The 23354-nt window shown below is 63.7% G+C and carries 18 protein-coding genes, 2 pseudogenes and 2 riboswitches; of the genes and pseudogenes, 10 read left to right on the forward strand and 10 right to left on the reverse strand.

The window, feature by feature from the left end; all coding sequences use genetic code 11:
* Positions 1-149: 149 nt before the first annotated feature.
* Positions 150-1370 (forward strand): IS110 family RNA-guided transposase, encoded by a 1221-nt coding sequence (locus A37U_RS0122645; protein ID WP_026197291.1) that lies wholly within the window; start codon positions 150-152, stop codon positions 1368-1370.
* Positions 1371-1391: 21 nt separating this feature from the next.
* On the opposite strand, the pseudogene A37U_RS44720 reads toward A37U_RS0122645, so the two are convergent.
* Both A37U_RS44720 and A37U_RS51805 read right to left on the reverse strand, forming a co-directional pair.
* A pseudogene (locus A37U_RS44720) lies at positions 1392-1739 on the reverse strand (transposase); the annotation flags it as partial.
* Positions 1740-1795: 56 nt separating this feature from the next.
* A complete protein-coding gene (locus A37U_RS51805; RefSeq protein ID WP_157182980.1) occupies positions 1796-2008 on the reverse strand; it encodes a hypothetical protein in 213 nt (70 codons plus the stop codon).
* A 384-nt stretch (positions 2009-2392) separates the two neighbouring features.
* On the opposite strand from A37U_RS51805, the gene A37U_RS0122660 reads away from it, so the two are divergent.
* The 6 genes from A37U_RS0122660 (at position 2393) to A37U_RS53815 (ending at position 10175) form a co-directional block, all read left to right on the forward strand.
* A complete protein-coding gene (locus A37U_RS0122660; protein ID WP_157182981.1) occupies positions 2393-3718 on the forward strand; it encodes a hypothetical protein in 1326 nt (441 codons plus the stop codon).
* On the forward strand, positions 3718-4758 hold the full coding sequence (locus tag A37U_RS0122665) for a ParB N-terminal domain-containing protein (RefSeq protein WP_020498965.1): 1041 nt from the start codon (positions 3718-3720) through the stop codon (positions 4756-4758). The genes A37U_RS0122660 and A37U_RS0122665 overlap by 1 nt, the downstream gene beginning before the upstream one ends.
* Positions 4759-4808: 50 nt before the next feature.
* The gene (locus tag A37U_RS0122670) at positions 4809-5141 is read left to right on the forward strand and encodes a hypothetical protein (protein ID WP_020498966.1); all 333 of its coding nucleotides are present in this window, start codon (positions 4809-4811) and stop codon (positions 5139-5141) included.
* A complete protein-coding gene (locus A37U_RS44725; protein WP_083933747.1) occupies positions 5138-7030 on the forward strand; it encodes a DEAD/DEAH box helicase in 1893 nt (630 codons plus the stop codon). Before A37U_RS0122670 ends, A37U_RS44725 begins: the two co-directional genes overlap by 4 nt.
* The gene (locus A37U_RS0122680; protein ID WP_020498968.1) at positions 7030-7977 is read left to right on the forward strand and encodes a protein NO VEIN domain-containing protein; all 948 of its coding nucleotides are present in this window, start codon (positions 7030-7032) and stop codon (positions 7975-7977) included. Before A37U_RS44725 ends, A37U_RS0122680 begins: the two co-directional genes overlap by 1 nt.
* A gap of 404 nt (positions 7978-8381) precedes the next feature.
* Positions 8382-10175, forward strand: a complete 1794-nt coding sequence (locus A37U_RS53815; protein ID WP_240437644.1) for a hypothetical protein — start codon at positions 8382-8384, stop codon at positions 10173-10175.
* A gap of 60 nt (positions 10176-10235) precedes the next feature.
* Here A37U_RS53815 and A37U_RS53820 read toward each other — a convergent pair whose 3' ends face one another.
* From A37U_RS53820 to A37U_RS55305, 8 genes and pseudogenes are all read right to left on the reverse strand, one after another.
* Positions 10236-10748 (reverse strand): 5-formyltetrahydrofolate cyclo-ligase, encoded by a 513-nt coding sequence (locus A37U_RS53820; RefSeq protein ID WP_240437645.1) that lies wholly within the window; start codon positions 10746-10748, stop codon positions 10236-10238.
* Between the two features lie 186 nt (positions 10749-10934).
* Positions 10935-11936, reverse strand: a complete 1002-nt coding sequence (locus tag A37U_RS0122695; RefSeq protein ID WP_051111715.1) for an IS481 family transposase — start codon at positions 11934-11936, stop codon at positions 10935-10937.
* A gap of 163 nt (positions 11937-12099) precedes the next feature.
* A complete protein-coding gene (locus tag A37U_RS48475) occupies positions 12100-12366 on the reverse strand; it encodes a hypothetical protein (protein WP_020498971.1) in 267 nt (88 codons plus the stop codon).
* Between the two features lie 283 nt (positions 12367-12649).
* Positions 12650-13321 carry a hypothetical protein gene (locus A37U_RS0122710; RefSeq protein ID WP_051111716.1) on the reverse strand — a complete coding sequence of 224 codons (672 nt, stop codon included), beginning with the start codon at positions 13319-13321 and terminating at the stop codon, positions 12650-12652.
* A gap of 41 nt (positions 13322-13362) precedes the next feature.
* Positions 13363-13755 (reverse strand): helix-turn-helix domain-containing protein, encoded by a 393-nt coding sequence (locus A37U_RS53825; protein WP_240437646.1) that lies wholly within the window; start codon positions 13753-13755, stop codon positions 13363-13365.
* 817 nt (positions 13756-14572) lie between these two features.
* On the reverse strand, positions 14573-15397 hold the full coding sequence (locus A37U_RS0122725) for a DUF72 domain-containing protein (RefSeq protein WP_020498976.1): 825 nt from the start codon (positions 15395-15397) through the stop codon (positions 14573-14575).
* Between the two features lie 151 nt (positions 15398-15548).
* Positions 15549-16022: a ribonuclease E activity regulator RraA gene (gene rraA, locus A37U_RS0122730; RefSeq protein ID WP_020498977.1), complete on the reverse strand. Its 474-nt coding sequence runs from the start codon at positions 16020-16022 to the stop codon at positions 15549-15551.
* Positions 16023-16239: 217 nt separating this feature from the next.
* Positions 16240-16413, reverse strand: a pseudogene (locus A37U_RS55305) (Cro/Cl family transcriptional regulator); the annotation flags it as partial.
* A 404-nt stretch (positions 16414-16817) separates the two neighbouring features.
* Positions 16818-17046, forward strand: a riboswitch (cobalamin riboswitch).
* A 141-nt stretch (positions 17047-17187) separates the two neighbouring features.
* Here A37U_RS55305 and A37U_RS0122740 point away from each other — a divergent pair.
* The 3 genes from A37U_RS0122740 to A37U_RS0122755 all read left to right on the forward strand — a co-directional run bounded on the left by A37U_RS0122740 (position 17188) and on the right by A37U_RS0122755 (position 23354).
* Positions 17188-20055: a ribonucleoside-diphosphate reductase subunit alpha gene (locus tag A37U_RS0122740; protein ID WP_020498979.1), complete on the forward strand. Its 2868-nt coding sequence runs from the start codon at positions 17188-17190 to the stop codon at positions 20053-20055.
* 64 nt (positions 20056-20119) lie between these two features.
* Entirely contained in the window at positions 20120-21190 is a 1071-nt protein-coding gene (locus tag A37U_RS44745; RefSeq protein WP_020498980.1) for a ribonucleotide-diphosphate reductase subunit beta, read from the forward strand.
* A gap of 327 nt (positions 21191-21517) precedes the next feature.
* A riboswitch (cobalamin riboswitch) is annotated at positions 21518-21723 on the forward strand.
* A 269-nt stretch (positions 21724-21992) separates the two neighbouring features.
* Positions 21993-23354: an ABC transporter substrate-binding protein gene (locus tag A37U_RS0122755; protein WP_020498982.1), complete on the forward strand. Its 1362-nt coding sequence runs from the start codon at positions 21993-21995 to the stop codon at positions 23352-23354.

Genomic DNA, 23354 nt, shown 5'->3' on the forward strand with positions numbered 1-23354 from the left:
AGACTGTGCCCTTGCCGGTAGTCGGGAGAGTTGATCGCTGATGGGATGTCGTGCCCACCTCTGTTGGGGTGTGAGTACTCGTTCATTAGGTCGTTGATGGTTCTCCTGCGGGCTGCTGATGGTGATCGACTGCGAAGACGGGAGAAGCGTTGCTGTTTGTTGGAGACGATTGGTCGGAGGCCCATCACGATGTTGAGCTGATGGATCCCACGGGTCGCAGGCTGTCCAGGGCTCGGTTGCCGGAAGGGGTCGCGGGGATCGCGCGGTTGCACGCGATGATCGGCGAACACCTTGGCGAGGACGCGGACGAGGCCGAGGCGGTGATCGGGATCGAGACCGACCGGGGTCCGTGGGTGCAGGCGCTGATCGCTGCGGGCTATCGGGTGTTTGCGGTGAATCCGTTGTCAGTGGCCCGTTTCCGGGAGCGGCATAGCGTGTCGGGCGCCAAGAGCGACACGGCCGACGCGCATACGCTGGCTGACATGGTGCGCACTGACTCCCACCAACTACGTCCGGTTGCCGGAGACACCGCGGCGACGGAGGCGGTCAAGGTGGTGAGCCGGGCGCATAAGACGTTGATCTGGGAACGTACCCGGCATATGAACCGGCTGCGGCACGCGTTGCGCGACTACTTTCCCGCAGCGCTGGAAGCGTTCGACGACCTCGCCGCCGCCGACACGTTGGAGTTGCTGGACAAGGCTCCGGACCCAGCCTCGGCGGCCCAACTGACCATCACGCAGATCAGCGCCGCACTCAAGCGTGCCCGTCGTCGCAGCATCTCAGACAGAGCCGCAGCCATCCAGGCCACGTTACGGACCGAGCAGCTGGGCCAACCCGAGGTGGTGACCGCGGCCTACGCCGCGACCACGCGCGCGGCGACTGCTGTCCTGAGCACGATCAATGAGCAGATCAACGCCTTGCAGGGACAGGTGGAGGCACATTTTGGTCAGCACCCGGCCGCTGAGGTCCTCCTGAGCCAGCCCGGCCTAGGGTCGATCGCCGGCGCTCGGGTGCTTGGCGAGTTCGGCGACGACCCCCGCCGTTATACCAGCGCGAAGTGCCGCAAGAACTACGCCGGCACCAGTCCGATCACACGCCAGTCCGGCAAGAAGAAGACCGTGATGACTCGCTACGTCCACAACGACCGGCTCCTCGACGCGCTCGCCGTGCAGGCTTTCTCAGCCCTGCAAGCATCCCCGGGCGCACGGGCCTACTACGACAAGCTCCGGGCACGCGACATCGGTCACCGCGCCGCGCTGCGACAACTCGCTAACAGGCTCGTCGGAATCCTGCACGGCTGCCTCAAAAACCGCGCCCTCTACGACGAAGCAACCGCGTGGTCACATCATCTCGAGCACGCCGCCGCTTGACATCCAAGCTCCTGGGATGTCTTTTTTCGCCCGTACGCTCGCTCCGTCGACGATTGCTCGGGACCAGTCGATCAAGCCACGGCTGCCGAGTTCGTCCAGGACGACGTGGTGCAGTCGGCGCCACAAGCCCGCCTTGGTCCACTGGCTGAATCGGCGGTGCGCGGTCTGGAACGGCACACCGAACGAGGGCGGCAGGTCCCGCCAAGCACAGCCGCTGGTCAGCACATACACGATCGCGGTGAACACCGCACGATCGTCCAGTGGTGCCGTACCACCACCCTGCCTACGCGGCCGAAACTCCGGGACCAACGGCTCAACCAGGGCCCACAGCTCATCGGGCACCAGCCGCAACGACAACGGATCACTCACAGTCCAAGATCATCGCGCAAACATGCCCGGCTGCCACGTAAGACACGCTCTTAGATTCAACCGGGCAGCTTCAGGATCTCATTGGCCTGCTTGAGTTCCCAGTTCTCCTTACGCAACCGATCCAGCTCGGCACGATCGCTCGTGACCGGTTCGCCCTGCACGGGCTGCTGCTCGAGCACCTCAACGATCCACACGCGCAGCATCTCGGGAAGCACATCGACCACCGGGCCCGATGGCGTGCACGTCAGCATAGACAGACTCGTACTCATCGAAATGATCAAAAGCAAGCCGGACAGCCCTCTCGCGAACCCCGCGCGAGTAGCGCTTCGACATGGCGACCACCTTCCTCACACAAGGAACCGACCCCCAACCCATGACGGTTCACAGTCCTCGTTTGCTCTCGTCTGTCATGGCCCTGAAGTCAGGAACAGGCTGACAAATCAGACAGGGCGAGTTCTACGTACTTGCTGGTTCTTGCACAGTTGACCGATTCCAGCAGGTGGTGGCCACTCCCCGGAGATGGCGACCTTCACCAAGAATGGCTAGCAAAAGTTGCACCTTGTCACGTTGTGTAACAGCAAGGGGTCAGCGGTGGCTTCGTCTCCCCACGGGCCTAGGCTCTTGCGTGGATCACGTGCAGTCAACTCACATCCGTGGCCATCATTGCGGGTGGCTGGTGGAGGAAAATGCCGGCCTGGGAGGCACGACAGGTGAACATCGATGATGCGGAACCCTACCTTCGACACGTCACTGGCCGTGGATCTACCCGTGACGCGTTGAAGTGGCTGCACGAGGGGCGGACACTGCCCGCGCCCATGCGTGTCCGTGAACTCCTCGCGGCCTTAGTGGCGGTGGCCGACCATTCTAACGCAGCATTGGCCGATCTGGGGAATCGAGCATTACGAGAGGTCTGCCGCGACCGCCTTCGCTCTGATGTTGACACCGGCACCGGGTTACTCGCGATCGATACGGTTCCCCGGCCGCAGCACTTCCGACAAGCTCTTGACGAGGTGGCCAGCCACACCGCTAGCAGGACGTTGCGGGATATTTCGGTGGCTGCGGTTGCTGCTGCGCAAACTAACGACCCAAGCGTCATGAACGCTCTGTGTGCTGTCGCTGGTCTCACGTACAGCGAACTGAAGCTACGCGCTCATCCGACCAAACTGCCCGGCAAACCGTGTGGACACTGGACAAACGAGCAGTACGGCACCGCATTCGCGGTAATTGATTCCATCATTCAAGGCACTCATACCGAGGAGAATCCGGCGCGGATCGCCCTGCGGCCGGTCGAACTACTCCTACCTCCGAGCGACGCGACGGACGGCTGGGAGCAGGTCGAGCGTATGCGCGCCGGGGGCGTTCCATACGAGATGTTGTTGACACAACGATGGGTCGGTAGCGCCTGGGGTGCCCATCGAAATCGCATTTCGCAGAAGGTGCAGGACGCGGTGGCGACGGTGTTGTGCGGGATGTTGGACAGCCGCCTCATCTCCTATCGACTCCTTGACAAGACCGCGGCCTCCAAGACGCTGCTCGCCAGCCTGAGCGTGCCGGAGCAGGACAGCAGCGGCAGTTCCGACCCGAGCAGCGAGGAGGACCGTAGCAGCGTCTCGGGTCAGGTAAAGGTGATCGTCCGACCCGGCAAGGCCCTGTACGCCGTCGCCGTGTCAGTCGCCAAGGATCATGGGACTGCGAACAAAAGCGGAGGCAAACTCCTACAGTTGCCGGGCAAGCTGCGCGTGCCGGCCGCGGCGGTTCTCGCCGGGCCCGGTTGGGCCGCCCGCGGCGAATCGGTGGACCTCGTCCGCGCGTTTGAAGGTCGGGTCTATACCGAACTGACCATGAGCGAGCTCGTCGAAGACATCGTTTCCGCAGGTCAAGATCGGACGACGAATTCTGTCGGTGGCGAGGTGCAGACTAATCCACGGTCGGCGCAGCATCCAGCGCCGAACGAGCACGACACGCAGGAGTCAGATTAGTGACACAGATCACTCAGCAGGCCCGCAGGCAGCTCATCGCGACGAGGGTCGAGGCAGCCGACACGTCATCACGCGCTCGCCGCACATTCAAGTGGCGTGATCAGGACGTGTCATGGCCCGAGGTGCAGATTCCCGTCACTCACGCCCTGCTCAACCCACGGAGCCACCGGATCAAGCCCCAAGTCGAGTCGGTCGCCGCCCGGCAGCGTGTCATCGTGGACGACCCATTCGGTGCAGAGGCTCAGGAGGTCGTTGCTCAAATCATCCAGGAGACCCCAGGCTATAAAAGGATCGAGGCTGAGCTCCTGCGCGACGGGCAACTCGAGCCCGGCGTCATGACCAGTGAGGGTGTGCTGATCAATGCCAACACTCGACTGGTGGCATTGCGGGAGCTCGGGTTTAGCAACATCAAGGTGCACGTCCTTCCCTCGGACGCGACGGAAGCCGAGTTGACCGATCTGGAGCTCAGCTTCCAGATGCGGCGCGATGTCAAACAAGACTATTCCTTTACAGCCCAGCTCCTGTTCATCCGTGACTTGCTCAACGACGGCTGGTCTCCCGAACGGATCGGCCTGGAGATGGACAGGTCACTAGACCCGAACAAGGAGTCCGACCGCAAGCAGGCGGCACAGAGGGCAGAGACCGACGCCCGCATTCTCAACATCATCGAGAACGTCATCGCGAGCAGCAATGGCAATCTGAGCTACGCGTTTTTCGACGACGAGCAGCAGACTCTGAAAGACATCGATAGCGCATACCAGGCACACAAGGACAAAAACCCCGGGCTGGCGGAGCGCGAACGCAATGCCAAGATCACGGGAATGCTTGCAGGGTTGGACTACCGGCGGGTTCGGCAAATCGATGGGACCTACCTGAACGACTATGCCGTGGCGGCCTTGGATGAACAAGCAGCCCTGCATGGCCACGCATGGCCCCTCGCTGTCGGGTCCAGCTCAACTGCGCCTGACGTGTCTTTGGACGGCTTGGATGTCCTCGACGACGTCCTGACTCTCACGACGCGACCTCCACCAATGAGGTAACGCTCCAACCGATCTTTGATGCGCTGGCTACAACAGCGGAAGACGACGATGTGAAGTTCCCGCCGAACGAGGCCGGGGAGCAGCTGCAGATGCCCCGAAAAGCCTTCGAGGCTGCTGTCTTTCACGCATTGCACATCGCGGCCGACAACAAGGACCGAGACAATAGGGGACAGAGCGCCCTCCTGTCCCCTATGCGTCACCTGGACAACGCCGCCAAGGAATGCGATCGTGCGCGCGCTGCGTTGGGCGACATCGGCAACCATCACGGCTTCGACTTGGAGAAGCTACGACGTGCCGCCGAAGATTATCAGCGCTCTCATGATGAGCTGATAATGGTCGTGGAACAGCTGGGCGTGAGTGGTACGGAGGACGCTGACGCGTGAGCGTTTCTGCGGTGGTTCGGCTCACGTTGAGCCAAACGAGCCCGCCGGTTGTAGTGGCCAAGCGTGATGGCGACGTTCCTGATGTTTTTTGGGGCCAACTGCGTGTGGCATGGGGATACGAGGGTGATCCTGCCCGCGCTGTCCGTGTTTCGCTGTCACGATTCCGGACCAACTTGACCTGGTTGAAGCCTGCATGTCAGCGTCATGGCGTCAGTTTGGATTGGGACCCTCGTGTGCTGGAAGTGATCCGGCAGGCTAGCACCGAACGGCGCGCTCTCGACCAGCTCATCCTCGATGTGTCTGGGCTCACGCCGGCGGAAGTTCAAGAACGATTGACAGACACGCGGTTCCAACGGCAACTCAAGCAGTTCCAGCTTCGCGATGTGGGGCGACTGCTCGCTCTCCCCAATGGCGCGAACTTCTCTGTGCCCGGTGCTGGAAAGACGACCGTAGCCTACGCTGTTTACGAAGCCGAGCGGGCAGCCGGGCGGTTGTCGCGTCTGCTCGTGGTAGCTCCGTTATCAGCGTTCGACGCCTGGCACAACGAAGTTGAGGCGTGTTTTGACCCGCAGGATCGGCCGCGAGTTGAAGTCTTCACCGATCACGCACCCCTCAACGCCGAGATCCTTTTGATCAATTACCACCGGTTGGCCAACAACTACGAGTCGGTTGCGCGGTGGGCGGCCAAGGGTTCCACGCTGGTCCTACTTGATGAAGCCCATCGAATGAAGGCTGGCCGGAGTGGCACGCACGGCAACGCCTGCCTTGACCTCGCTTTCACCGCAAGTCGCCGGGACATCCTGACCGGAACTCCCGCGCCACAGTCGGGCGCGGACTTCGTGGCGTTGGTCGACTTTCTCTGGCCCGGGCAGGCGCGTCGAATCCTGCCGAGCGAAGCTCTTGGAAGCCGTCCACCCGCTCATGCGGTGCACCAGGTCGCCGACGTCATTCGTCCGATGTTCGTCCGGACCCGTAAGGAAGAACTTGGACTCACCCCACCAACGCTGCGGGTCGAACCCGTGCCGTTGGAGGGTTTACATCGCGACATCTACTTCGCGCTGCGCGATCGCTACGCTGGCATGCTCAAGATGACGATAGCTGATCGTGCTGAACTCGGGCGTATGGGCACGATTGTGATGTATCTGCTTGAAGCAGCTACCAATCCACATCTGCTCGCTGCTGGATCAAGTGATGACGATCCGCCGATTTTTCGCCATCCGCCGCTGACCGTTGAGCCAGGCAGCAGACTGTGGGACCTTATTCAGCGGTACAACCAGTACGAGACCCCGCCGAAGTTCTCTCTCGTCGCTCAGATGATCAAGGAGAACGCTGAGCAAGACCCGCCACGCAAGACCCTGGTGTGGTCAAACTTCGTCCGCAATCTGCGCGCGATGGAGCGCATGTTTGCCCGCTATGAGCCAGCCCTCATCTACGGTGAGGTCCCATCAGGGAACAGCAAGCCCACAGCCGAGCGCACCAGGGAGAAGGAACTCCAGCGATTCCGCGAAGATCCGAATTGCATGGTGCTGCTTGCTAATCCTGCAGCGATGAGCGAAGGAGTAAGTCTCCATCAAGTCTGCCACGACGCGATCTACCTCGACCGCACGTTCAATGCTGGGCAATACCTACAGAGCATCGATCGCATCCACCGTCTCGGCCTGGAGCCGGGGGTAGATACTCGGCTTACTTTCCTACTCACTACTGGAACGATTGACGACATCGTCAACGAGCGCATCAGGACCAAGGCTCAAGCACTCGGTGACATGCTCGATGATCCTGACCTCGTCACGATGGCGTTGCCCAGCGAAGACGAAGAGGAGTACGGAGCAATTCTCGATGAGGTCGAGGACATCAAAGCCCTCTTCACGCACCTGCGCGGGGAGCCCTAATGTCGGCCGATCTCGACCGTCCCGGTCGGTCCGCCACCCTGCCGGGAGTCCTCCAGATCCAGGCAGCCTACTGGGTCACGCAAGTGCTCGATGAGACGGGCGCTGCGCAGAACACGCTTAACCGCAGCTACCTCAACTTGCCCACCGGCGGTTGGCATAGCCGGGCATCGCTTCTTGCTGGCCAACAGTTGCTTGCTGACCTTGGCTTGATTGTTGAGCGAGGGTCGTTGTTCATTCCACAACCGACTCTGCTTAATTTGCGAGGACTGCCGCCTGACGCGTTCGTCGAGACCTTGCTTGAACGCATCCTCACGGAGCGCAAAGACATGTGGCTGCCAACCTTTGCGAGCAGTGACTTGGTCTTCTGGGAACGAGTCCCGGAGGATGCCAAGGATCTATTGTGCTCGGTCTTCGAAGATCCACAACGACGCGACACCTTCGTGCTCTCCGCCGCACGCAAGGTGGATGCGACACTGCTGGCCGAAATCGGTGCCGAGGGCGAGGAGGCGGTTGTTCATGCCTGCCGCGAGTATCTCAATGCCCGAGATCGAGGTGACCTTGCCGACCAAGTCGCACGTCTAAGCCTCCAAGATGACACGCTTGGCTATGACGTCTCCAGCCCTGACTGTCGCGGAAGGCGACACCACTTGGAAGTAAAGGCCACCCGAGCTTTGGGAGGCCGCGTCGAGTTCTATATCACCCGCAACGAGGCCCAGACCGGGGCCACTGACCCTATGTGGGCGCTCGTCGTCGCCCGCCAGGAGATCACCAGTACTCACGGCCCACTGCCAATGCACGTCATCGGCTGGCTCACATACCGAGATGTCGCGGCAGCCCTACCCAGCGATGCGCCAGCAGACAAGTATCTCCGAGGTCGATGGGCGTCCGCCCGCCTCACCGTGCCGGACACCAAGATACGTCCCGGACTGCCGCTCGATCGGGACTAGGCAGTGACAAGATCCAGCAACTCACAGCCCGAATCCCAGGACTCTAAGTTACTCGGCAGTATGATCGAGCCGTGCTCGGAAGTGAACCTGACTTGCTCAGGTGACACGGTCGGCGCAAGGATTAACGAGACACGGCGGCGCTGACACGCCACTGCGCTTCCCCTGTACAACAGCCCACATGCGGCACGATGCGAAGGATGGGAATGACGGTCACGACGAGTCACGATGCGAGCACGCCGTCTCGCGCATCACGCCGTGCAGCCAAGAGCACCGTCGTTCCGCTTCAAAGCCCCCTACGGCATCTTGACCCAGTACAGATCAGCGCCGCAGCTCGTGCCGAGAGCCGCAACCGCGAGGTCCACCTGCCGCCCGTTAGCACTTATCGATGGTGGGCAAGGCGCACAGTGGCAGTCAACGGTGCCGTCATCGACGCAGTCAACACTGACATGACCGGCCGCCTTCTAGTCTCCGATATCTTTGCTGGCGGTGGCGTCATCCCCCTCGCAGCGGTGATGCGAGGTCATCAGGTCTACGCCCAAGACCTCAACCCGTGGGCAGCGGACGGGTTGTCAGCCATGTTGGGCCTCCCTGCCCCTAAGCGGTTGCAGGACGCCGCTGCGACACTTGCAAACTGGGTCCATGGCGAGGTTCAGGCTGCCTACGGCACTACTCTGTCTGACGGTACTACCGGGCACGTCTCCCACACCTTCCGCGTTGCCACCTCCGAATGCACCGCCTGCAGGCAACGAGCGCGGATGTTCCCGTACGCACTCGTGTCGCTGCTTGCGCGCCGAGAACGTGGTGAACCGGCAGCGTTCTTAGCGTGCCCCCGTGGCCACCTCTTCAAGGGAGACTCCAACCGCCGGTGCGCTTGTCCGGAGTGCAACATCCGCACCGATCCTGCGGAGGCTTACACGCCAGGTCGCAAAATCGTGTGCTGGAACTGTGGTCACATTGATCGTTTAGAAGCCCGCGCGGAGACATGGGACTGGGAGGTTGTTCTTGTCGAGCGCAGCCGCCGTGGACATCGCGAACTAGCAATCCCCACTAATGCCGAGAGAGAGGCCGCAGACGGCCCTCAATGGTCACCCACCCTTTCCCTCGGAAAGATTCCCGATGGACAAGAGACTCGTGTCCTTCTACGTCATAGCTTCGAATATTGGGAGCAGCTTTATCCAAATCGGCAACGGGTGCTGATGGAGCGCTTGCTCGACGCAGTGCAACACTGTTCCCAGGACCCCGCAGTTGTCCGGGCGATTACTACGTGCGTGATCGGTTCTGCCGAAATGGCTGGGAATCTATCTCGGTGGGATCGTTATTACCTCAAGAGCTATGAATCAATGGCCGGTCATCGATTCAATCTGACAACATTTGCAGTCGAACCAAATGTTTGGGGAACTCAAAATAGCGGTCGCGGCACTGTTCTCCGCCGTTTGGCTCAACTCCTCAAGGCTGCTTCCTGGCTAAATGAAAAGACCGGACGCGCACTCATGGTTGACGGCCCTGTCGCTGCTACAGACACAATAGCAGACCGTACTCTAGATGCTGACGTTCGAGTAGTGGAAGGCTCGTCAGAACGGCTCTTGCTTCCCGATAGTTGTGTACATCTTACTCTCACAGACCCTCCGTACCATGACGATGTCCAGTACTCTGAACTGTCGCTCCCACTACGCGCCTGGGCAAAGCTCGCCGACGGTCAACTTATTGGTGAGGCAGTAGTCAATGCGGCGACGGGTCAACTCGCCGACGACGGTGCCTACGAAGATATCCTCGCGCGCATCTTCACGGAAACACGCCGCACCCTCCGAGGCGACGGGCATCTTATATTCAGCTATGCCAATCGCAGTCCGCAAGCTTGGGTAGCACTCTTCTCCGCACTGCAACGAGCTGGCCTTCGAGCGATTGGTTGCGAAATCGTTCATAGCGAGAACGAAACCGACCATGCCAAACGTGGCGTACGTGCATGCACGCGGGATCTTTTGATGGATCTCGTCCCCGTCGGCAACTGTCCGATCGAACAGCATCGACCACGTGTAGACAAAGAAAGTGATGAAGTTGATTTTCTCAAATCTGTCTCCGAGGATTTCCTCCTAGTTGGCAACCTGAAAGGAGACTGGCAAGAGGAGTTCCACCTTCGGCTATCAGAGACGAGTTTCTTACAGAATTTGCGCAGTCGAGTCCAGGATGAGCCTGAATAGGGTTGCTCCATAGAAGACTGATGGCCGGACGCTGCGGGCGCAAGCAGAGAGGCGGCGAACTCAAGGTTCGTTCTTGACTTGTTTCTGTGCTCGGGCGGCGAGGACGGGATGGCGGCGACCTTGTCCAGGCTCAGGTGCTCCCAGAAAGCCGGTGAGACGCTTCGGCGAGCTGCACGGAATGACCTTGTCGGGAGTGACGATGACATCGACGCGGAAGTCGTGCTCGGTTTCTTGCAACTCATCGTCCACGACTGGCAGAGAGTGAACCGTGGTGACGATCGGGGTCGCCGGGCCGATGAGCCCGGGCTCTTGGAGCAGCGCAACTTCGATGTCGGAGTAGCTGGCGCCCTTGCCGAGTCGGGCGCCGTGGCAGTTGACGGCCACGCTATCGCAGACGATGAGATCGATGGGTTCCACATCGTCGAGGTCGACGTGCCGGGCGACGGTTGCCGCGGTGCGGCAGGAGGCGGCTTCCTCAGGCGAGACAGCGAGGGCGGCAGGATCGAGCAGATAGAACGGATGCTGCTGGGCGAACTTTGGCACCGCCATGTAGACGGTCTTGCCTTCGCGCAACACTCTCACGCGAGCGGGAAATTGAGCCTTGTCCGGTACAGCCTTGATTGCCCGTGCGGCCTTCCGCGTAGGAAATCACTGAGCTGGGCCGCGGCGGCATCCGTGCCGACGAAGTCTGGGATGTGGCCGTGCACGCTACCGCCGACTACCAGACCCACGCGGTCGAGCAGGTCCCAGGTGCGACGGCTAGCTGTATGAGGCCATGACGTTGGTGATGCCGGTGTGGAGTCTGGAAGCAGGTGGCTGATCTCCTGCGGTAGTGTGGGGTCGATGGTAGTTGTAATGGACGTTCCACATGTTCAGGGCGGCTGACCGTTGGTGTTCGCTGGTCCAGGTTCGGGTGTAAAGGAATTCCTCGGCCAGAATCCGGTTGTAGCGCTCGATTTTCCCGTTGTGCCGGGGCGTGTACGGCGTGATGCGCTGGTGGCGAGCGCCGCGTAGAACGGTGGCGAAGTCTTTCGCGCGATAGCAGGCGCCGTTATCGGTGACCAGCCGGTGAATGTGGGTGATGCCGTGGGCGGCGAAGAACGCGCGAGCGCGATGAGTGAACCCGATCGCGGTGCGGGTGGTTTCGTCGGCCAGGGCTTCGGTGTAGGCCAGGCGTGAGAAACCGTCGATCGCGGAGTGTAGATAGGTGTAGTGGGCGCGCCCGCCGCGTTTCTTGCCGCGGTTCACACGTTTGGCTTGTTCACTATCACGGCCGTGGGCCCGCCAGCCGCCACTGTCTGGAATGCTGCCGACCTTTTTCACATCGAGGTGGACCATATGTCCTGGCCAGCGGGCATGGATTCGTCGTGGCGTGCGGTTACTTTTCCCGGTCGGGTCGAGGAACTTGCGGTGATTCAGGCCGAGATGGGCCAGCTGCCGCGACACTGTGCGCACGGAGATCGTGATGCCCTCGGCAGCAAGTTCGAGGCTGATACGGCGGGCGGAGTACTTGCGATCCCGCCGCAACCGTTCGATCCGGACCACAACCTCTGCCAGGGTCGCGGTGGGCTGACGGTGCGGGACACTGGCCCGATCGGCCAGACCGGCCTCACCGAAGCGTCGATAACGACCGACCCACTTGCTGGCGCATTGCCGCGAAATCCCTATCTCCGCGGCCACATCAGTGATCGGACGTGTCTGACAACGCCGCACCAGACGGCGACGGCCTTCCAACGACAACGGGGCATTACGGTGATACACGGGCGGGTCTTTCTACTCGGCTGATGGCTGACTTGGCAGTTTCCATCCTGCCGCCGAAAGACCCGCCCCCCACCAAGCCCTACCCGCCGACACCAACGTCACGACCCGCAACAGCTAGCGGTATTCTTGAGCTCGTCCACTTCGTGGTTCGGCACGACGCTCCTTATGTTGTGCTCATCAGGGAGAGCACCCGATCGTAGACATCGTGCGCGACCGGTTCGGTACGCCAGCGGCATAGCTCCCGTCCAGCGTCGGAGACGATGTTCAACCAACCGCCGTCGCGAGTCGCTTCGACCACGTCGATGGCTTCGTGGAACGCGGCAGAGGCCAGGTCGAGTTGGCCTCGGCGGCGGTGGGGCAGGCTCAGGCTTCCGAGCACGATCGCCCCGGACTTGGTCTGCTGGAACAGTGCCCGCGCGGCCTCTTCCAACCTCTGCTGCGCGCTACGATCCTCGCCGGGAAACAGGTAGCAGGACCCGTCAGCCGATCAACTGGTTCGGGGAAAACAGGTGGCCAGCGGTATCGGCCGGATCGATCTTTCCGAGCTCAGTGTCCGCGCGCCCCAGGGCTGACTCGCATGCCCGTGAGTCACCCAGCATCGCGTGTACTTCAGCCGCATTCAGCAGTGCCAATCCGGCCAGAAAGTAGCTGGTTTTCCGAGTCGTCTCGGTACGAGAGGACAAAAGAGCAGGCCTGTAACCGATTCACTCGACTCACTCACCAATTTCAGCCCTGACCGCGGCAACAAGCGTCCTCGAGCGGCTGGCTCCCACCGCCAGCCTCTTCCAAAGTTTTTCAACCGAAATCGGTCGCTGGCGAAGGCGCCGGTGTTCAGAATCTTCACGACGTGTGCACTCTAGAAGCTCGTCCTCATCGCAGTGCACGGCGCCCGCCGGCTTCGACCCCGGCAGCACTGTCGATGGCTCCATGCTAGATCGGCTGTCGTGTTCGGTCACAAATGTGGCCGACTGCTGGTCGTGTCCCTCAAAGGGGCTCTGTAGTGCGCGCAGCAGACCTGGGCCAACCTCTGGCCAGTCGATCAGCAACAAGGGGCCGACCGCATCGAACGCCGCTTTACCCCACGTGCCGTGAACTACCGGTTCGGCAACGTTCAACGCCAGCGTCACCACGCTCGAGGCCAACAACAACCGGCGTGCAGGCTTCAAACCTCCCTCACCCATCCCACACACGGTCAAGTGCCGTGTCCCCACGAGCAGACTGCGCACCGTCAAATCAACCGCGGGCGCCACCAGCGGCGCCACGTACATCGGCACGCCGATGCTCAACGCCAGATGCAGCACATTCCCGAAGCCGAACAAGAACGTGAGACCGATGACCAGGCTCATCATCACCGAGGCGAATCGAGTTACCGTTGCCGAAGACATCGCGACCACCTACTGCTCGGTTCCAGTAGCGGGAAGCGAACCTAGACCACGAGCTTGCCGTCCAAGCCCTGTTGGTCAGTCCCGTGTACGTAATTGCTTTGGATTGTGGGCGCTGTCGGAACATCTACGATCGTGTGGCTTGCAGGAGACCTCACCTCAAAGCCTTCGCCGGAGGAGCGCGTAATTCGACCGTTCGCACGAGGATTCCCCTGTGGGTCACGCATCACGACGCCGCGCTCGCGGAGTCGCTGCCGCACGGTTTCGGGATCTACACCGTGTCGTTCCCCGATACGCACCAGCGACCACCCCTGCTCATACAGATACACGGCGTCATCAACCTGCTCGACGGCCAAACCCTGACGCCGCATGAGCACCTCGTGACGGTGCAAGATCGCGCTCACCGTTGCCCGACTGACCCCGAATTTCTCGGCCAACTGATACACGGTCGCCCCAGCCCGATACCCCTCGATTAACTCCCGCTGACGCCCCACATCAAGCTGCCGCGCACGCCCCGGACGAGACCGCGACACCTCAACAGACCGTGGTTCCGAAACCTCTGGCAGCTTCCTAAGAAGGCTCTCTAACGCACTGACCTGGTCCTTCGTGTTGTAATAAGCTCCCCCAAGGTCCACGCAAATAGGAGGCTCGTGCTCGCGGAGAACGCGAGCCTTTTTGCGTTCCGCCTGCCGATCCAGTGTGGTCGCGTCACTGTCCGACAGCCGAGGTGCCGCTGAGCCGCCCAGCGCCTCGGCGAGCGTCCGGGCGCGGCTGTGCGCGTCCAGCACATACGCCTGGCCTGCCCTCTGTGGTCGGCCACATGTGTGCGGCACCGCCTGGTCACCTCGACGATCGCGTCGCGTTCGGCATAACCGGCTGGGAACAGGAACAGTCCGGAATCGAGGTGATCGGCGATCCCGCCTACCAGGGAACTTCGTATTCACTCCACGAAAGAGGGCGCTATCACGAATCCGATCCGCTACCGAACGCTGTATCACGCACCTGAAAACCAGAAATACTCGCCACCGGATATCGCGATCGGTTCGCCGAACTCGCCAAAGTAATCGAAATCGTCACATCACTCGAATTCTGCGGCCTCGGATGGCGGCCGTGAATAAAGCTCAGTGATCTACTCGCAGGCATCGGAATCAGCTGTACTTCGATGCCTTCTTCGAACAGCACACCGATTTCTTCGACCGGCGATCACCAGACGGCGCTCCGGTCCTCGCCGCTCTCGGGGTGAGCTGACCTCGCTCAGAAAAGAGTCGCGGGCTCGACCGGTTCCGGCTCGGGCAGTGCGTCGAGGCCGGGCACCAGTGCTCGCACCTCGTCGTGGAACCGGCGGGCGAGCGCCAGCGCGTCGTCGTTGTCCGGGGTGTGCACGAAAACCGTCGGCGACCGGCCCTCGCGCAGCCAGTCGGCGACCACCTCGGTCCACGGCCGCCACCCCTCGACCGTCTCCTCGACCGAGTCCCGGCCGAGGTAGCGGACGATCGGCTGGTCGGTCAGCGCCCGCGTCCGGCGTGGCAGCCGCGGTTTCTTCGCCCAGGCCTCCTGTTCGGCCGCACTCGTCGGCGGGCTCCGGAACAAGACCGTGGTGTCGAACGGCACCCACTCGGCGTCCGCACCGGCGAGCGCCCCCTCCAGCGACGAGGCCGCGCCGGAATCGGTGAAGAACCCGGGGTGGCGCACCTCCACGGCACGCCTGCGGTCTGCGGGGAGCCTGCGCAGGAATCGGCCGAGCACATCGATGTCCGACGGGCCGAACGAGCCGGGCAACTGGGTCCACAGGACCGCCCGTTCACCGAGCGGTTCGATCGCGTCCAGGAACGTCCGCATCTCGGCCTCGACCCCGGCGAACCGGCGCTCGTGCGTGACGAGTTTGGGTAGCTTGACCACGAACCGGAAGCCGGGGCCGGTCTGCCGCGCCCACGCCGCGACGGTGTTCCGGGCCGGAGTCGCGTAGAAGGTGGTGTTGCCCTCGACCGCGTTGCACCAGCCGGAGTAGGCCCGCAGGCGCTCGCCGGCGGGCAGCGACTGCGGCAAGAACCGCCCGGGCCACGCCTTGTGGGTCCACATCGCGCAACCGACATGAAGACGTGCCACCGGCGTCAGCTCCCATCGATCGTGAGTGGAAATTACTACCCGGGCAGTTGTTTCCACGCACGGCATCGGGATCCGCCAGCCGTGCGGCGAGTAGCGCGGCGTCAGCGAACATCGAGTGCGTTCCTTAGGCCATGGCCAGGACGAGCACTCCGTCCTCGTCGACGTACACGGTCTCACCGGGCCGGAACACGATACCGCCGAAACCGACAGGCACATCGACTGTGCCGGTGCCGTTCTTGGTGCTCCTGCGTGGATTGGTCCCCAGCGCGGTGATCCCGATATCGAGCCCGGCGAGGGCCACGCTGTCGCGCACCGCGCCATGTATCACGAGACCGGCCCACCCGTTGTCGGCGGCCGCTGCTGCGATCCGGTCGCCGACAAGTGCACTGTGCACGAAACCGAGGCCATCGACGACGAGAACACTGCCGTCGCCGGGCGTGTTGAGCAGCTCGCGGAGCAGCCCGTTGTCGAGCAGGCAGGAGACTGTGCGTACGGGACCGTGGAAGCGCGTGCGGGCACCGTAGTGCCGCAGCGGCGTGTCACACACGAGCGCGCGTTCGCCGTACTCGTCGACGAGGTCAGCGGTGCTGAAGGTCATGTCAGGTTTCCTTTCCGGGTACGGGCACGGCGGGGTAGGACACGAAGGTGCTGCTGTTCTCGTCGATGGTGAGCATGCCGATGGGCACGGCCGCCGCCGGGGCGTCGAAGTCGAGACCTGTGGAATGGACGGGTGTGCCGCGGCTCGCAGCCGGGGCCGATACTGAACGTCTTGAGAAGCGGAACCCGCTAGCCGACTGCCTTTCGGACATGGTGCCCGCGAGGTCCCTGAGCTCTGCCGTGCTCACTTCGAGACCGACCGCCCCATCGAGCAGTGCCTCTCGCACGCCGGCGGCCAGCCGGATCTCCAGCACTCGGGCGAGCTCGGCCTGAGACATGGTGTCGCTCTCCCGTAGGTGCCGCAACCTGGCGCCCGCGAAAATCTTCTCCACGCACCATCACCTCGTCGCGTCGGTGCCGCCGTCCGGGACGGTAACAGCCCTGGCCTTCGCAAACTTCGCAGAAATGTGCGAAAAGTTCGCCAGAGGCGACACCTTTGGGGTGTGCTCCCAATCTTCACCCGAGGTCATCGCCGCAGTGGTCATCAAGAGAACATGGCAACATTCGCAGGGCGGAGCCAGTGTTCCGCGAACTCCGAGGCGATCGCTTGCCGAGTCCGCGGGACGGGAGGATCCGGCTGGCGACCGGTCCGCCGCCGGAACCGCGGACGTCCTGGGTTCGGTCCCGGGGACCGCCGCGGTGCGGACCGGAGTCGGCGAGGTCATCCGGGGGCGCGTTGTCCACCCTCCCACGACACGCCCATTTTGGGTGGCTCAACACTGTCCGGCACAAGATGTAGTATCGAGTCGCTGATGGTCCACTGGCCCGTTCCGGGTCGGTGGGGCAAGAGGGAACCCGGTGCGAATCCGGGACTGCCCCGCAGCGGTAAGTGGGAACGACCGCCGTCAGTCTCCGCGGAGACAAGCACTGAGCCACCCGGTTTGGGAAGCGACGGCCAGTAGGACCGGCCTGATCAAGGCCGGATGCCCGCGAGTCCGAAGACCTGCCATCGGTGCGAGCGCGTGGAGTGCGCGCTGTCCGGAGCCTCGCGGGAGGGCCGATGCGGACGAGAGTGATGGTGGCTGCCGAACGTGCTGCCGTCGCGGCTCCTCACGCGCCTCTGGCGGCCTCCGGGCTCGGCAGAGCATCGCGAGAGAGGGAGTCCTGTGGCTGAATCATCCAGCAGCCTGATCACCAACCACCCCGATGCGGTGGTGACGCACGTGCGGGTCTTACGGCGCGACGGTTCGATCTCCGAATTCGACGCCAGTAAGATCTCGGTCGCGCTCACCAAGGCGTTCCTGGCCGTCGAGGGGGACGGCGCCGCAGCGTCCACGAGGTTGCATCGCCTGGTCACCGAGCTGACAGAACAGGTGCGGCAGTCGCTGCTGCGCTACGCGGGACCGGGGACTCTGCTGCACATCGAGCAAATCCAGGATCAGGTCGAGCTCGCGCTCATGCGCGGCGGGTATCACCAGGTTGCCCGCGATTATGTGCTGTATCGGGAGCAGCACGCCGAAGCCCGGCGGGCCGAGGCCGGGCTCGTTGCGGAGCCCGCCGGTTCTTCCGCACCGGACCTGAACGTCACGGACCACGACGGCTCGCTCCGCCCGTTGGACTGGAATCGGGTGTGCATGATCGTCGACCAGGCATGTTCCGGGCTGGACGAGATCGATCCGGCGGCCGTTCTGGAGGAGACGCGGCGCAACCTCTACGACGGGATGAGCGTGGGAGAGCTGGACGAGGCGCTCACGCTCGCCGCTCGCACGCTGGTCGAGCGCGACCCCGGGTATTCGCGGGTGAGTGCGCGGTTGTTGCTGGACCAGCTGCGCCGGGAGGCCCTGTCGTACCTGGCCGGATCGCCGCGGGAAGCGGACCAGGAGCAGATCCGCGACCGCTACCCGGAGTATTTCGCCGAATACGTGCACCACGGGATCGAGCTGGGGATGCTGGCTCCGGAACTGGCCGAGTTCGATCTCGGCCGCCTGGGCCGGGCGCTGCGGGCCGACGGGGACCTGCAGTTCGACTACCTCGGGCTGCAGACGCTCTACGACCGGTACTTCCTGCACCACAGCGGTACCCGGTTCGAATTGCCGCAGGCGTTCTTCATGCGCGTGGCGATGGGGCTGGCACTGAATGAACCGGACCGCGAGGCTTGCGCCGTCGAGTTCTATGAGCTGTTGTCCTCCTTCGACTTCATGTGCTCGACGCCCACACTCTTCAATGCGGGTACGACTCGGCCGCAGCTGTCGTCCTGCTTTTTGACCACGGTTGCCGACGATCTGGATTCGATCTTCGCGGCGTACCGGAACAACGCGCTGCTGGCGAAGTACTCCGGTGGGCTGGGCAATGACTGGACGCCGGTGCGCGGCATGGGCGCGCACATCAAAGGCACCAACGGAACCTCACAGGGCCTCGTGCCGTTCCTGAAGATCGCCAACGACACGACGGTCGCGGTGAACCAGGGCGGAAAGCGCAAGGGTGCGGCCTGCGCCTACCTGGAGACCTGGCACATCGACATCGAGGAATTCCTCGACCTGCGCCGAAACACCGGCGACGACCGCCGCCGCACCCATGACATGAACACCGCGAACTGGGTGCCGGACGAGTTCATGCGCCGGGTAGAGGCCGATGCGAGCTGGACGCTGTTCTCCCCGGACGAGGTGCCGGACCTGCACGATCTGTACGGCACCGAGTTCGCCGAACGCTACCGGCATTACGAGGCCGCCGCCGAACGCGGCGAGCTGAAGGTGTTCCGGCAGGTGCGCGCGGTGGACCTGTGGCGGCGGATGCTGACCATGCTGTTCGAGACCGGACATCCGTGGATCACGTTCAAGGACCCGTGCAATCTGCGTTCCCCGCAGCAGCACGCCGGGGTGGTGCACTCCTCGAACCTGTGCACCGAGATCACGCTCAACACCAGCATGGAAGAGGTCGCGGTGTGCAACCTCGGGTCGATCAACCTGGCCCGGCACGTCACCGCCGACGGTATCGACCATGAGCAGCTGCGGCGCACCACCCGCACTGCGGTGCGAATGCTGGACAACGTGATCGACATCAACTTCTACACGATCCCGGAGGCGCGGAACTCGAACCTGCACCACCGCCCGGTGGGACTGGGCCTGATGGGCTTCGCCGACGCACTGGTCGTGCAGGGACTGGCGGCGGCATCGGAGGAGGCAGTCGAGTTCGCCGACCGCAGCATGGAGGAGATCAGCTACCACGCGATCGCGGCTTCCAGTGACTTGGCGACCGAGCGCGGCAGCTACGCGTCGTTCGACGGCTCGCTGTGGAGCCAGGGGGTCCTGCCGATCGACTCGCTGCGGATGCTTGCGGATTCCCGTGCGAACACGGACTTCGACTACTCGTCCAGCATGGATTGGGACGGCCTGCGCGAGCACGTGCGCGCCAATGGCATGCGCAACTCCAACGTCATGGCGATCGCGCCGACCGCCACCATCGCCAACATCTGCGGTGTGAATCAGTCGATCGAGCCGCCGTACCGCAACCTCTACGTCAAATCGAACATGTCCGGCGACTTCACCGTCATCAACGAGCGCCTGGTGGCCGACCTGAAGCAGGCCGGACTGTGGGACGAGGCGATGGTGTCGGACCTGAAGTACTTCGACGGGATTCTCGGGCCCATCGACCGGATCTCGGCCGAGCTCAAGCGCCGGTACGCCACCGCTTTCGAGGTGGAGGCGCACTGGCTGGTGGCCGCCGCGGCGCGCCGGCAGAAGTGGATCGACCAGGCACAGTCGCTGAATCTGTACCTTGCCGAGCCCAGCGGCCGCAAGCTCGACGAGCTCTACCGGCTGGCCTGGCGCAGCGGGTTGAAGACCACCTATTACCTGCGCTCCAGCAGCGCGACCTCGGTGGAGAAGAGCACCCTGCGCGGTACCGACGGCAAGCTCAACGCCGTGCCCACCGCACCGGCCGCGGCCCCGTCCCCCACGGCGACGCCCGCGCCTACCGCCACGGCGACGGCGGTGGCCTGCTCGATCGAGGACCCGGACTGCGAGGCCTGCCAGTAGGCCGCTGCCGCCCCCACAGTGCGGGCACCACATACCTATCCGAGTGAAAGAATCGAGAGTGAACATGACCTCCGTAGACCCCGACACCTCTGGTCTGGGCGAGATCGCCCGCGGCGCCGCGCGCATCGACGTCGATGACAAGGCGATGATCAACGCTCGCGCGGACGTGAACCAGCTGCTGCCGCTGAAATACAGCTGGGCGTGGGAAAAGTACCTTGCCGGCTGCGCCAACCACTGGATGCCCAGCGAGGTGTCCATGCACGCCGACATCGCGCTGTGGAAGTCCCGGGACGGGCTCACCGACGATGAGCGGCTGATGCTCAAGCGCAACCTCGGGTTCTTCGCCACCGCGGAATCCTTGGTGGCCAACAACATCGTGCTGGCGGTCTACCGGCACATCACCAACCCGGAGTGCCGCCAGTACCTGCTGCGGCAGGCCTTCGAGGAGGCCGTGCACACCCACACCTTCCAGTACATCTGCGAAAGCCTCGGCCTCGACGCGGGCGAACTGTTCAACATGTACCGCGAAGTCCCGTCCATTTCGGACAAGGACGCCTGGGCACTGCGTTACACCCAGCACCTGGAGGACCCGGAGTTCACCACCGGCGGCCCGGACCGGGACCAGGCGTTCCTGCGCGACCTCATCGCCTTCTACGTGATCTTCGAGGGCATGTGGTTCTACACCGGATTCGCGCAGATCCTCGCGCTGGGGCGGCGGAACAAGATGGTCGGTATCGCCGAGCAATACCAGTACATCCTGCGCGATGAGTCCATTCACCTGAACTTCGGCATCGACTGCATCAACCAGATCAAGCTGGAGAATCCGCACCTGTGGAGCCCGGAGTTCCAGGAAGAGGTGCGCGGGATGCTCACCGAGGCGTGCCGCCTGGAAGTGGCGTACGGCCAGAACACCATGCCGCACGGGATCCTCGGGCTCAATGCCCAGCTGTGCGAGCAGTACATGCACTTCATCACCAACCGCCGCTGCGCCCAGCTCGGTTTGGGGCCGGTCTTCGCCGAGGTGGACAACCCGTTCCCGTGGATGTCGGAAGCGATGGATCTGAAGAAGGAGAAGAACTTCTTCGAGACCCGAGTCAACGAGTACCAGTCCGGCGCCACGCTGGACTGGGACTGAGGCACTGCGCGATCGGGGGCGTGTGGGTTCTCCGGCCCCATGCCCCCGGTGGTCACCACGCCGAGCACGCGGAGAGTCTCCGGACCCTCCCGGCCGGACCGGCCCCGCCCGCGCTCTCGCGGCACGATGACCTGCGGGTATCGAGCGCGGCGGCGGACACCGCGGCCGCCGCGCTCGACCTGGCCGCCGTGATCGCCACCCGTCGGCCGGAGCACGGGTTCACCGGATGCCGCGCGGCCAGGCGAGAGGAATACGGTGGCAGAGGTCTAGTTCTGTGGTATCCGCCACCGGGGCGGTGTCCGGTCTGTTCATCGCGGTTCGGTCGGCCTATGCTTCGGGCGCCGTGGTGTTCGGGAAGCCGGTGTGATGCCGGTGCGGCCCTCGCCACTGTGATCGGGAGTCCCGGCTGTCCGCGCTGCGGAGCCACTGGGCGCGTGTGCGCCTGGGAAGGCGGCCGGAACGGTTCGTCGCCATGAGGTTTCGGCGAGGAATACCCCGTCAGCCAGGAGACCGGCCACGGCACCCGTGAAGTAGCTGTCCACGAGGTGTTGGAGGCGCTGTGCTGCCTGTTGCGTTGTACGCTCGTGCTCGGTCGGTCGCCGGCCTTTGCGTGCGAAGCGGTCCCGCCCTGTTCCGTGGTCTGCACCGTTAGATGGCTGCGCTGACGCGGAGGACGGTTCTGGCCGGTGGGCTCGCAGCGGCGGCCGCGCCATTGCTTGCCGGGTGCGGCTCGGGTTCGTCCGGGGATCGTCTGCGAGTCGCTTTCGCCGCGGGCGGGTCACGGGAGAGCCTGGATCCCCACGTGGCACCGGAATTCGTCGACCAGGCGCGGGCCCGGGCCTGCTTCGACACGCTGGCCGGTTGGTCACAGCAGATGACCGCCGAACCGCGGCTGGCCGAGTCCTGGGAGGTCGACAAGACCGGGACGCGGTGGCTGATCCGGCTGCGGGACACCAAGTTCCACGACGGACGACCGTTGAGCCCGGCCGATGTGCTCTACAGTCTGCGCAGGATCACCGACCCCGGCACGGCCGGTTCGGCTGCTGCCGAGTTCTCCGGCGTCGACCACTCCGCGAGCCGTGCGGTCGCGCAGCGCGAGGTGGAGATCGTGCTGTCCGGGCCGAACTTCCTGTTCCCACTGGCTTTGGCGGCTCCCGGCGCCGAGATCGTGCCCGCGGGAACCACGGACTTCACCCGCCCGGTCGGCTGTGGCCCGTTCCGATACGTGTCCTTCCACCCTGGCGGGCCCGCGCTGTATTCGGCCTACGAGGGTTATTGGGACGGTCGACCGCCGAGTCACGAGCTCGAGTTCGTGCCGATCAACGACGAGAACGCACGGGTCGGCGCGCTGTTGTCGGGGCAGGTCGCCTATGCGGACAACCTGCGGGCCAGCAGCGCCGCGCAGCTCGAGGGCGATTCACGGGCCCGAGTGCTTTCCGCGCCCGCCTCCTCCTATCAGAACATGCCGCTGAAGGTCGACCGTCCGCCGTTCGATGACGCGCGATTGGTGGAAGCGGTGCGCTCCGGCCTCGACCGCGAGGCGCTGGTGCGGGTGGTGCTGTTGGGACGGGGCGAGGTCGGCAACGACCTCTACGGGCATGGCCTGCAGTACTACGCGAACCTGCCCCGAGTCACGCGGGATGTCGATCGTGCGCGATCACTTGTTGCGGAGGCAGGTGCGAAGGGGCGCGGCATCGAGCTGCAGACCAGCGGCAGCGACCCCAACTACGAGCCTGCCGCCACACTGATCGCCGAACAGCTCGGCGAGATCGGGCTGAAGGTCACTCCGCGGATCCTGCCGCCCGACGGCTACTACGCGGCCATCCAGCGCCAGGGCGTCGCCTCGGTGAGCAGCACCGGGGCACTGCCGCTCCCGGACTATGTCGGACGCCGCCTGGTCAGCACGGCGAGCAACTACAACTTCACCGGGTACCGCAATCCCGAGATCGACCAGCTCTACGCCAAAGCGATCTCCAGCCCCGACGAGGGCACCCGGGCGGCGCTGTTCTCGCGCGTGCAGGAACTGGTGCGAACCGAGTCCGGGATGCTGGTGTGGGCCTCGGCGGACTGGAGTACCGGGGTGGCCGCCGGTCTGCGGGGTATGCAGGCGGCCAAGCCGAACACCGACCGGTGGGCCCGCTTCGACAAGGCCCGGCTCGGGTGA

This window comes from Sciscionella marina DSM 45152 (genome assembly GCF_000379465.1).
GTDB lineage: Bacteria > Actinomycetota > Actinomycetes > Mycobacteriales > Pseudonocardiaceae > Sciscionella > Sciscionella marina.